At 52.3% G+C, this 12,670-nt stretch carries 3 protein-coding genes and 1 pseudogene; all 4 read left to right on the top strand.

The genetic code is table 11. The features are described from left to right. Positions 1-200: 200 nt before the first annotated feature. Positions 201-880: pseudogene (locus CXF97_RS28395) on the top strand (5'-nucleotidase); the annotation flags it as partial. Between the two features lie 129 nt (positions 881-1,009). Further along, positions 1,010-2,812, top strand: a complete 1,803-nt coding sequence (locus CXF97_RS05720) for a DUF262 domain-containing protein (protein ID WP_371918372.1) — start codon at positions 1,010-1,012, stop codon at positions 2,810-2,812. Positions 2,813-2,921: 109 nt separating this feature from the next. Next, positions 2,922-6,257, top strand: a complete 3,336-nt coding sequence (locus CXF97_RS05715) for an STY4851/ECs_5259 family protein (RefSeq protein ID WP_101157022.1) — start codon at positions 2,922-2,924, stop codon at positions 6,255-6,257. Beyond that, positions 6,250-12,585, top strand: a complete 6,336-nt coding sequence (locus tag CXF97_RS05710; RefSeq protein WP_101157020.1) for a DEAD/DEAH box helicase — start codon at positions 6,250-6,252, stop codon at positions 12,583-12,585. Before CXF97_RS05715 ends, CXF97_RS05710 begins: the two co-directional genes overlap by 8 nt. Positions 12,586-12,670: the final 85 nt, after the last annotated feature.

Here is a 12,670-nt window from a genome sequence, read left to right as displayed (position 1 = left end):
TCGGCGCACAGGAAGTGCGCTCTTGACGCTTAATTTAGGTAACACCTTAATGATGGGTGTCCTGGCCACACTATTCTACATGAGGGGATCAGACCGAATGTTTAAGGCTGCACTGAAGGTGAAGCCTGAAAGCGCGGTCCACAGCTATTGTTATATGCAAAAGCGAAAGGACGTTGCGCTGCAGCCGGGTATCGGTTCACATGGTGGACGCATTGCCCGATCTCAACCAGCGTGTTGAAAGCAGTGACCTATCCCCGCTGGTCGAAGTTAAGGTGGTGTCTCGCAACAGCCCTGACACAGGTATCCGCGTGCTCAAAACCATTCGCCGGGATCAGTTGGCGATCACGCGCTCGGCATTCACCGGTGGCGAGTCAGTGGCCGACTACATGGATGCCTTCGATGTCGATCTGTTGCTCACTAACAACGTAGACGACGCGCAAAAGGAGATCGACTCCCGGCGCGCCGCTGCGATCCTCAAGGCGCCGCCAGCCAACGCTCCCAAGATCCCTAAAGGGCAAGTACGAATCGCCTTCGACGGTGACACGGTGCTCTTTTCCGATGCCAGCGAGCTGGTCTACAAAACCCAAGGCTGGATGCCTTTCAGGCGCAGGAAGCGGCACTGCAGCACACCCCCATGTAAGAGGGGCCCTATGCCAGCCTGCTCATAAAACTGGCCAAGTTGCAGGAGCGTTTACCCACCGGTAGCAAGGATTCACCGATCAGAATCGCCATTGTCACCGCTCGAAACTCCCCGTCGGAAATGCGCGTGATCAATACTCTCCGTGCCTGGGGCGTGTATGTTGACGAAGCCTTCTTCCTCGGTGGTGTCGGCAAGCCCAAAGTGCTCACGGCGTTCAACCCGCACATTTTCTTCGATGACCAAGACGTACATTTGGAAGCGGCGGCAAATCTGGTACCCTCGGGCAAAGTGCCATACTTGACCAGACTTGATCCGGTGGACCTATACCGGCTCAGGCTGAGTAGATTCGCCGCTTATGCGTGCAAAGGAATGCTAATGTCAGCTCAGAAGTACTCCGTTAACCAGCACCTGATCGAAACTCTCCTGAGCTGGGTCAAGTCTGGAGAAATTGCAATTCCGGAAATTCAGCGCCCTTTCGTTTGGGATGCCAGCAAGGTGCGCGACCTGATGGACAGCCTGTACCAAGGTTTCCCGGTCGGCTATATCATCGCGTGGCGCAACCCCACTGTTAAGCTCAAAGACGGCTCGTTGGCCGAAGGCAAGAAGGTGTTGATCGACGGCCAGCAACGCGTTACGGCGTTGACAGCGGCCATCGCTGGCCAGCAGGTGATCAACCAAGATTATCAGCAGATACGCATCCGCATTGCTTTCCACCCGATCGAAGAGCGCTTTGAGGTCAGCAACCCCGCGATCGAGAAGGACAAAGCCTGGTTCGCCGATATCGCACCCATCGTCAACGGCGAGCTTAAGTCGCACAAAGCCGCAAGGGATTACCTGGCTGCAAACCCTGACTTGAATGAAGATCTTGTCTATGAGCGATTGGACAGGCTTTGCGATATCACCAAAAAGCAGATCGGTCTGATCGAGCTAGCAGCTGATCTGGATATCGAGACGGTGACCGAAATCTTCATCCGCATTAACTCAAAAGGCGTTGTGCTCAGCCAGGCAGATTTCGTCATGTCGAAGATTGCCGCCAACGAAGAGTTCGACGGCAACACTCTTCGCAAAGCAATCGACTATTTCTGCCATCTTTCCATTGCGCCTGAGTTCTACGCACACATCGAAAACAACGACAAGACGTTTGTTCAGACCGATTATTTCCGTGCGATGCGTTGGCTGAAAGGTGAGAACGACGATTTGTACGATCCCAGCTACTCGGACATGCTCAGGGTTGCGTTCACCACTAAGTTCACTCGTGGACGCTTGTCAGATTTGGTTGGACTGCTATCAGGTCGCAATTTCGAGACCCGTAGCTACGAAAAAGAGATAGAAGAATCGTCCTTCAAGACGTTGAGCGAAGGGGTCAAAGAGTTCATCAACGAGACACACTTTAAACGCTTTCTGATGATCATCCGCTCTGCAGGGTTTGTCGATCGCTCCATGATCGGTTCGACTAATGCGCTGAATTTTGCATACGTGCTCTATCTCAAGCTAAAGCGCGACTTGGGCAATAACCCCAATATCGAAAGCTGGGTACGCCGTTGGTTTGTGATGTCGCTGCTGACTGGGCGCTACTCTGGTTCGCCAGAGTCGCGCTTTGACAAGGATATTAGGGAGATCCATGAGCGGCCCTTCGTAGAGGTATTGGGCGAGATTGAGGCGGCTGAGCTTTCTGATGCCTTCTGGGACTTCGGCCTGCCGCAGGCTTTGACCACATCCTCTGTCAATGCGCCAGCAATCAAAGTGTTTTGGGCAGCGCAGGCTAATCGCGGCGACAAAGGCTTCCTGTCAAAAGACATCACCGTCCGGGACATGCTCACGCACCATGGTGATATTCACCACATTTTCCCGAAGAACTTCTTGAAGCAGCGGGGATTGCAACGAAGCAAGTACAACCAGGTTGCCAACTACGTGTACGTGCAGCAGGAAGTGAATATCAAGATTGGCCACACCGCCCCTGCAGCCTACATGGCCGATGTGCTCGCTCAGTGTGATAGCGGCGTGGCGCGCTATGGAGCTATCACACGCTTGGATGATCTCAAAATTAACTTGGCCGCCAACTGCCTTCCAGAGGCTTTGGCCGCCTACCAGCCTGAGCAATTCGATGCCTTCCTTGCAGAACGTCGCCGGCTGATGGCGCAGAAAATTAAGCAGTATTACTCTGGGTTGTAAGGGCCTACTGGCAGGGCTGTCGAGCCCTCTCTAGGGAACCGGTAGGCTAACGCGCGCAGCAATTTGTGACGCCCTTTGTTAGGTCGTGGCTCAATCAGGGAAGTAGCTCATGCATCAGTCTATATTCAGATTCTCTAATTGGCTCGGCAGATTTCTTCTGCGACGGGGTATCCCGTCCCCTGATTATCGTGGTCTGTACGCCTACCATTGCAGCCATGAAGAGTATCTAGACCTGTTGCACCTGCTCAGAGAGTTAGAAACCTTCGACAAGGCAGTAAATGACACGGCTGCAAGCGCCTGTTTGGTTCTCTTCTGTTCCGAGTGGTACCGGCGTGAGTACCAGCGAGATCATGGCTGGAGCTGGGAACCGATCTGGAAGACGCTGGGGTACAGTCTATCGCCCGGCGATCTCGGCAAAACGATTCCAAAAGGGCTGGAGCACTACTGGAAGCGCCCGATACACTTTTACGAGTCTGAGCGGAGGGATTTTCTCGGCTCATTGTTCAGTGAGGGCGGGCTGCCTTTTCAAGTGCTACGTGAAGGAGGAAACCGTTTTCACGCACTGTTCGACCGAATCCTCAAGCAGTATGACCAGTGGCATATCCTAGGCTATAGCACTGCCCAGCAAGTAGTGCAGCAGATGGAGAAGGCGAGCTTACCGAAGGTGTTTTCCTCGCAGACTTCAGTGGAACTGGTTGCGCATATGGCCGATCAGCTGGTGTCTTTGGTGCGGGACTATGGCCTGGTCCAGACCGCTGAGCCTGTTGCTCGCTTGGATGCCATGAATCCGAAATGGCGTGAGCTGTTCCCGCTACCGCTGGATAACCAAACTGGCAGTGAATTGCTTAACGGGCTCTTGAAAACTGCCACGGTCGAGAGTGGAAGATGTCGCAAAGAATCTGGCGGCTGGGCTTGTAGACACTTCTTGCAAGAAGCACCACCCAATGTATTGAAGGTCCAGCTATCGCTGCCGGCAGAAGCGGTTTTCCAATTAGCGATGCAGCCCTCTACAACTCGCTTCGAGCTCGTGATTTTGGAAGGCAGTACGGTTATCGCTAAGTTAGGCCCCGGTTATGCCGTCGTGGACAAGGGGGTCGCCCGGATCAGGTTGCGGCAGCGAGAGGTAATGGGACTCCGTTGTGACTGCTCGTTGTCACTGAGCTTGGTAGCGATGGTAGGGGGGGTGGTGATCGCTTCTTTACCTATCGAGAACAGCACCGTAGCGCTAGGTGAGGTCCCAGTTGGCTTTGAACCGGTAAATGATGGGTGGCAGCTATGTGGTCAGGCTTCATTCAATAGCGCCAGTGAAGAACTATTGCTTGTGCTGCCGGTCGGCACTGCATTGGAGCAGGTAGGAGACGCCGACAATGTCAGTATCACTGATTTAACTCCGATATTTAGTCTACGAGCACTTAAAATACAGGGAAGAGTCGAGTTAAAAGTTGATTGCGAGGGGCCATACAGAGTTCGAACAGGACACTCGGCCGGTACAGCCCCCGGACTAGAGCTGGCAGGTAGCGAGCTAGGCTGGTCGACAAAGCCCACACATACTTTTGTAGGACTGCCCAAGGTGCAATGGCCTGGAGCTACAGGCGAGCTGCAAAAACAAGGTGGCGATCTTTTCGTTGGCGGTAAGCAACCCGGTAGCAGCTCTTTACAAGAAATGCTCGGTGCTCAATATGTAGCCGTTCGCAACAGCAGTGGCGATACCTTGTTGCGTCGTAAGATCGGCATCTTACCGGCTGACTTCCGTCTTGAATTGCGCAGTGGCGAAAGGCCCGGTCAGGGCAGAATTCTAGTGCACACCCAGCAGCGTTGTTTGTTGAGAATAGTAGGCGAAGGTTTTTACACTCAGCAGATCAAGCGGGAGGATCATGTCGAGCTAAAACTCTCAACAGAGGGTTTGCCGCCGATCAGGGTTCGTCTTTTAGTCACGCCAAGCCTGATGTCAGATCCGGTTGAGATTGAGCTGCCCTTCCCCAACTCGGGCTGCCTGGCGATTGATGGTAATGGTAAGCAACTTAAGCGCGATATCAGTATTGATGATCTGCTAGGCGCGCGTATTTATTTGTTTGGCCGCCACGGCGCGCCTACCAAGTTCGGGCTTGAGTTGACTCTCAAGGGGAATACCGCCAAGAACGCTTCTTACAGTTGGTCCTATACGGCTAATGAAAAGCCTGTAGAAATCAGCCTGTTTAACATTCGTGAGCAGATTGTGAATCTGCTTTCATTGCAATCTGGCATCGATCAGGTCGTTGAATTGCGGGTGTTTGGTAATGGCCAAGACACCAATTTCCGAGTTCGCAAGTACGCAACCGAGATGATGCTGGATCGTGATCGTCAGGTGCTGCGCGCCTCCAGCCTTCAGGATGGCAATGCCGGATTACCTGAGCCGATTTTGATGTTGCTGCATGAGCCGATACGCGGTGCTGTTCACCTTGGTTCGCGTTGTAGCGAAGGTGTCCCCACCGGCGAGTTTGAGCTACCGGCGTTGGTGGAAAAAAATGGACCATGGCTTTTGCTCCCCAAGCAAGGATCAGCTGTTTCATTCAGACCTCTGTTTATTGTCGGAGGTTGGGAGCCGGTACCGCAAAGTGATGACGCACAGAGTCTGCAGAAAGCGGTCCTGACCTTCGACTATGCCTCTCCTGTCAGTTCATTTGCGCCTGTTCTGGATTCCATGGCAGTAAATCCGATGCACAGCGGATGGCAGTTCCTGAGAACGCTGTACGAGGGTTACGGTTATCTGCCTTTAGCCACGTTTGAGGCTTGGAGGGCGCTGGTGGGACACCCCCGTGCTTTGTCGATGGCGCTTTTCAAGTTTGAAATGGAGCCAAAGTTTCTAATTCGAATTGAGTCCGAGTTCCCCATTTTTTGGGAATTTCTCCCCGTCACTGAAATTCATCTAGCTGCTAAGCGTTTTGGCGCTTTCCTTGAGATTAAGGGCGTTACTGATGAAGCCGTATCTGCGTTGATTGGCCGAATGTTCGCCAAATTAGGGGAGACCTTCCCAACGTATGGGGAGAGTGTGCAACGTTATCTTTCAGGGAAACCTGTAGGGCCGGAAATCAATATGGATCTCAAGACATTCAGGGCTGTACTTCACGGCTGGTACGTTCAATTGATGCGAGATCGGAGTGAGGCCTCTTGGCCTGAATATGGTGGCAAGAGATTGGAGCGCTGGCACAACAAACAGAGTGATTCAGTAATTTCATTTCGGTTGGAAATGGATTACCGCAATGCTGTGGTTTACCTGCCTGTTTTCGCTGCTGCTATCGCTAGCGGTAAAGCAAAGTTTTCGGATGTTTTCGAGGATAGTGTTGAAGCGATATTTTTCCTTCGACAGGTTCGCGATTTTGATTCGAGTTGGTTTAACAGCATTTACCAATATTGTCTGTTGAATAATGTCATGGGTATGCATAAGGCAGTACCAGTCAATGGATAAGTATTTCTCTGCGCTTGTCGAGCAGGCGTTGTCCCGCACCACAGAATCAACCTTAAGTGTTTTGAGCATTACGGATCCGGGCTTGCGTGAGCACCTGGGCGGACTCATGCGAGCCGAGTGCGGCAAGGAAGGCTCATTCCTGGCCCCGCCCTTGTTTGAGCAGACCTTCGGTTGGGAGGAGTCGCCTTTTACTATGGCGCAGTTGGCGGCTCAAAAGCAGCTGCTTAGTAAAGAGATCGTGGCGTCGCTTGATGGTGAGGCCAATGGGCGCTACCGCTTTGGATCGACTTGGAGGCCGTTCACGCACCAATTAGCCAGTTGGCACTCCCTGCTGGAAAAGAAGCACTCAGTGGTGGTCACCAGCGGTACTGGCTCGGGTAAGACCGAGTGCTTTATGGTTCCGGTTCTTGATGATCTCTACCGGGAGTACCGTGATGTCGGCAGTAAGCCGCTGGTGGGTGTGCGAGCACTATTTCTCTATCCGCTCAATGCACTGATCAACTCGCAGCGTGAGCGTTTGAATGCCTGGACACAGAGTTTTGGTTCCGGGATACGTTATTGCTTATATAACGGCAATACCGAGGAGTTGCAGGCCAAAAAACGCACCGAGCAGATTGAACGTCCCAACGAAATTCTGTCGCGCGAGCTGATGCGTGAGCAGCCAGCCCCGATCCTGGTTACCAACGGCACCATGCTTGAATACATGATGGTACGTCAGGTCGATGCACCGATAGTGCGCAGATCGAGAGAGCAGAAGTCGCTCCGCTGGATTGTCCTAGATGAAGCTCACACTTATGTAGGCTCGCAGGCTGCTGAACTGGCTCTGCAGTTACGACGCGTGATGACAGCCTTCGGTGTCACGCCTAAGGATGTCCGCTTTGTTGCGACCTCTGCAACTATTGCCGGTGACGATGCTGCTGAGCAACTGAAACAGTTCCTCTCTGATTTGTCAGGGGTTCCGGTCACTCAGATTGATGTCTGGGGTGGTAGGCGTGTCATTCCTGAGCTTGCATCGTGCGAGCATAAATCGGTTAGTTTGCAGCAGCTCGACTCTATGCCTGCTGTTGACCAAGACGATCCGGAGATTCATCCCGAGCGTTATAAAGCCCTTGTGCATTCGCCCATCGCTCATGAATTGAGAGACTTTCTGGTTAGCGCTCCTAAACCGTTAAAGCTGACCGAGATGGTCAGCCATATGAGTCGAAATCAGGGGCGGTCTTTAACGCAAGCTGAGATTTTGCGTTGGTTGGATCTGTGCTCTGGCACTCGCCCCAATGAATCTGAGCCTGCGTTCCTGAAACTGCGTGCCCACTTCTTCCAACGCACCACCCACGGTCTCTGGGCTTGCTTCGATACACACTGTTCAGCCAAAAATGGGACGCCGCTGCAGGAGAAGTGGCCCTTTGGATATGTCTATGTGAACCAGCGACAAGCGTGCACCTGTGGCAGCCCCGTTTTCGAGTTGGTTTTCTGCAATGACTGCAATGAGCCACACTTACTGGCGCGCGATCATGGCGGAAAGCTAATCCAGTGGGAGAGTTCCGCTGGGGATGAGTTTTCGCTCCAAGCTGAAGCCTCGGTTGAGGACGATGCAGATAGTCTCGATGAGAAGCTAACAACCAAGACTCCTTTGGTGCTGGGCACTGTTAGCAGTGATGGCCCGTCGTATATCCCTGTTGAGTTCGATAAGCATGCAGGGGCTTTTATGAATGTCTCCGGCGAGCGTGTGCCGCTGCGCATGAATGACCACGATGTGGTTTGTAGCCGTAAAGACTGCAGCTACAGCGGATATCAAAGTGCTTTCCCGTTTCGTCGTGCGATGTTGGGTGGTCCATTTTATGTTGCGAACGCTGTGCCGACGGTTCTTGAGTATTGCCAAGACTATCAAGATGACGAGCAAAAACCGGAGTTTGGTCCGCAATCTTTGCCGGGGCGAGGGCGGAGACTGATTACCTTTACAGACAGCCGACAAGGTACGGCGCGTATGGCGGTGCGTATGCAGCAAGAGGCCGAGCGCAGTAGGTTGCGTGGACTCGTTGTAGAGATTTTGAACTGGCATCAGAAGAGCTGCGGCAATGCTCAGGCACCATCAAGTAGTATCGAACCAGAAGTTCTGCAGCAACTAATTGCTAAAGCGAACGAAGAGGTGGCGCTATACCGCAGCCTAGGTCTCAAAGAGGAGATCAAGGTTGCTGAGGACAAGGTTGTGCGCTTCACGGCGCTACTTGCTGCAGCCAATGGGATTAAGCTTAGGCCCGCGCTAATGTCCTTGACTTGGGCAGAGCTTGTGAGTGAGCTTAAGCAACGGGCCGACCTTAAAGACAAAGGCCCGATGCTGCTAGCGAACAAGTATCAGAAGCCGGAGATATTCAAAGAGACGGATGGGCCACAAAAGCTGGCTGAGATGCTCCTTTTTCGTGAGTTTATGCGCAGGCCTAAGCGCCAAAATAGTTTAGAAACTCAAGGGCTGGTGAAGGTCAGTTATCTTGGGTTAGAAAAGATTAAAGAAGCCCCGGCCTATTGGGAGCAGAAGGGGCTGAAGGCAGACGATTGGCGTGACTTCTTGAAAGTCGCTCTGGACTTTTATGTGCGGGAAAGCAGCTTCATCCAGATGTCTGAGGAGTGGAAGGATTGGATTGGTAGCCGTTTTTCTTCCAAGACTTTGCGCAACCCTGAGTCTAAGGAGGCTGACGAGAGTCGAGTGAAACGCTGGCCGCAGATTCGTAATGGCAACCATTCGCACCGCTTGACTAAACTACTGCTGTTAGGCGCAGGTTTGGCTCCCTCAAGCTCATCTGATGTTGACTTGGTCAACGCCTGGTTACGAGCGGCTTGGTTGCAGTTAACTAAGCCTGGCGCAGCACTTAAATCCGATGAAAATCGGTACTATTTGCCAAGAGAACACATGCTTTTTTTGTTGGTTGATCAAGCGTTTGTTTGTCCAATTACTAACAAGCTGCTGGATACGACCTTCAAAGGATTTACACCCTACCTACCCGCGCACTTGGATTTTTCCCAGCTTACCGATGAGAAGCGTAAAAGTTTTATGTGTGAGCCGATTGAGCTACCCAGTGTTTGGGAGTTTGATCGCTCCCAGGAAGACTATGCTCCGGGCCTTGCAAAAATCAGAACTCAGGTTGCGACAGATGCGCACATCACTGAACTGCGTGCGCGTAATCTTTGGACAGATATCAATGACAGGTCGATTGAAGGCGGCTTCTATTACCGTACTGCTGAGCATTCGGCGCAGCAGTCTTCCGAGCGTCTTGGTTCATATGAAGATATGTTCAAAAAGGGCCAGATCAACGTTTTGAATTGTTCCACTACCATGGAGATGGGTGTCGATATCGGCGGTATCTCCGCCGTGGTTATGAACAACGTGCCGCCACATCCGGCCAATTATCTCCAGCGCGCTGGACGGGCAGGCCGCAGCAACGAGTCCAGAGCTCTCGCTTATACGCTTTGCAAAAACAATCCGCATGACCAGCAAGTCTTTGCCAACCCTAGCTGGCCATTTGAAACAAAAATCCCTGCACCGGCAGTAGCGCTAAACTCTGCTCGGCTTGTACAGCGGCATGTGAACTCATTGGTGCTGTCTGACTTCCTCTGCAATGTTGTAGGCCCAACTCAAACTGAGAAAACCAGTCTCAACGCGCAGTGGTTCTATGACGATTCGAATGGTGGCTCGCAATGCGACCGCTTTCTTGAACGTTTGGGGTTCGCTGTTTGCGACATCGATGAGGCGCTTTCGCTATTGGTCAAGGGAACCGCCTTGGCAGGGATAACGCCTGATCAACTGCGCAGACGCTCAATGGATCAGTTGAAGGCGTTACAAGGCCGCTGGTTGGGGAGTTTCCGCTATCTGCTTTCAGAAGAGCAGCAGGCAAAGCCTAACAGCCCCTACCTCAAGCGTCTTCAGGTCGAGAAAGCCCGTCATTGCAATGAGTACCTGTTGCGTGACCTATCTGCCCGGACCTTCCTACCGGGCTATGGGTTTCCTACTGATGTGGTCAACTTCGATAATTTTACAATTGAGGACTATATCCGTGAGGGAGGAGCCGAGAGGAAGGTAAAGCGCGACCGTGAGGATAATGTGTCCCGGTACAAGGGGCTTCCTTCTCGCAACCTCGCGATTGCAATTAGAGAGTATGCGCCGGGAGCCGAAATTGTTTTGGATGGACGAGTCTTTAGGTCCGTTGGTGTTTCTTTGCATTGGCACAATTTGAACGCTGATACCAATGAAGCTCAGAAGATGGACATCGCCTGGCGTTGTGACGTCTGCGGCGAGCTTGGCTATGAGGAAGGCTTGGTCAAAAGCGATGAGCTTACGTGTACCAACAATGAATGCCTCGCCATCATTAAGTCGTCAAATGTCCGCAAGGTACTGCAGCCATCTGGTTTTGTTACTGATGCTTATCAGTCTGCGTCGAACGATATCCAGCATCAAAAATTTGTACCCGTTGAAACTGCATGGGTCTTTGTGAGAGCGGCCAAAACGCCGCTACCGAATCCTGCGGTGGGAGCAATGGCCTATGGTACGGAAGGCCAGGTTTTTCATCACAGTTCCGGCGAGAACGGTGCTGGATTCGCACTATGCATGAGTTGTGGTCGCGCGGCATCAATGCTGACAGCAGATGAGTTTCCTCTAGGCTTATCCCCATCAGGCGAGCACTTTCCACCCCGGCCTAGCAAAGCTGATAAAGACCAGAACAATAGAAGACTGCCTTGCCAAGGAAGCGGGAGTATTGTCCCCAATGTCAGCTTGGGTGTTACCTCCCTTACTGACGTGTTCGAGTTGATATTGCACCATCCAGTAAGTGGTGAGTACATTGCAGATAACGACCAAGGGCGTTGTATCGCGATGACCTTGGCTGTGGCCATGCGTTCAGCTCTTGCCGAGATATTAGGGGTTTCGGCCTCTGAACTTGGTTATGCAACACGACCAAGCAAGCTGGAAAACGGTCAGCCAATAAGAATTTTGCAGCTTTATGACGTGATTAGCGGTGGCGCGGGTTTCGCCTCAAGTGCTCCCTTGCATATCGAAGATCTGCTGAGCCGGATGCTTAAAACTCTGCACTGCGATCATTGCGAGAGCGGTTGCAGTGAATGCCTATTGGACTCTCAGACCCGACATGATCATGACAAGCTTGATCGAAAGTTGGCTAGGGAGTGGCTGGGCGATGAATTCGCCCACTACGTCGGCCTTTCCGTGGAAGACAAGCTGTCGTTGCCAGATGGACAGTATGCGCCCGGCAGTATCGAAAGCGTTTTGCGTCGCTTAATCAATGAGGGCGTGGAGACGGTTACGCTGGTAGCTACAGGTGATCCGAGTGAATGGGATCTACTTGCCCCGCAATTTCGTAAGGCAATCCAGCGCTATTTGAATATTGATGAAGTGGCCGTCGAGCTTCTTGTGCCTGATGGCCTCACCGATGAAGATCTTTTACAGGATCTGCGGCGTCTTTCTCTTCTTGGTGTTAGTGTCGGCCGCTACTCGTCTGATCGTGAAAATCATGTCCTCGTACAGGCAAGCAGGGCGGGCGAGATAATTACGCTTGCCTCGCGCTCAGAGCTGGCAGGTGTGCCAGGTCGTTGGTGGCATCAGAGTGATGCGCTGGTAGTGGTTTCCCGGTCTCAATCTGGACTCAGTTGGAGCGCTCTTGACCTTGCAAGCGCTGCGAGTAAATCGACCGACAGTAGCCTAATCATAGACTTGCCCATTCACCAAGAACTCAACGGTCCTTTACTAACGTTTGGCGATCGCTTCTGGTCGCTTCTCGCTGAGAACGCGCAAATTGCGGACGTACTTGAAACTGCAACCATCTGCCGAATCAGGTACTCCGATCGATATCTCCAAAACCCATCCGTAATCGCGATCTTGGGTACGTTTTTTAAGTTTTTAAAAGGGCGTATTGCTGCTGATGCTGAGCTTCAGGTTTCGACGTTGTTCAAGCTCGGCAAGCTTCAAGGCCGCAAGGCTTTTGATGATTGGTCCAGAAAAGACGACTTCGAATTCTTTGTTAGTAAATGGTTGTCTGCGATGGCTGGTCAGACCATAAATCTCGTGGTTGAGACCTCAAACCGTGATATCCCCCATCGGCGCCGACTTGATTTGGAGTTTGACGATGGTAGAAGCCTGACGGTTAGGTTTGACCAAGGAATTGCATATTGGCAGGTTCGTTTCCGTTCGCATGCAGACATGTGGTTTGACTTTGATCTCGAGGCCCGGGATCAAGTGATGCACATGGCTAAAGTGGTGGAGACAGCCCAAGTGCAGAACTCAGAGCAGAAGTGGTCGACGGATGTACTTGTCGAGCTTCGTGGTTAGCTCCTAAGGAGGCCTTCTTGCGCTGCTCTGGTGCACTCGTAGTCGGGAGATCAAGCTCCGGCTCGAGTGTATCGTGGCGCCCGGA

Origin of the sequence: Pseudomonas sp. Choline-02u-1 (assembly GCF_002836515.1) — a bacterium.
In the GTDB taxonomy this organism is placed as follows: domain Bacteria; phylum Pseudomonadota; class Gammaproteobacteria; order Pseudomonadales; family Pseudomonadaceae; genus Aquipseudomonas.
The sequence above is the reverse complement of the archived record's forward strand: the minus strand, read 5'-3'. Positions and strand labels throughout refer to the sequence as shown.

Coding starts and splice junctions, on each gene's coding strand:
- CXF97_RS05720 (WP_371918372.1), top strand. CDS start 1,010: ATGCTAATGTCAGCTCAGAAGTACTCCGTTAACCAGCACCTGATCGAA.
- CXF97_RS05710 (WP_101157020.1), top strand. CDS start 6,250: ATGGATAAGTATTTCTCTGCGCTTGTCGAGCAGGCGTTGTCCCGCACC.
- CXF97_RS05715 (WP_101157022.1), top strand. CDS start 2,922: ATGCATCAGTCTATATTCAGATTCTCTAATTGGCTCGGCAGATTTCTT.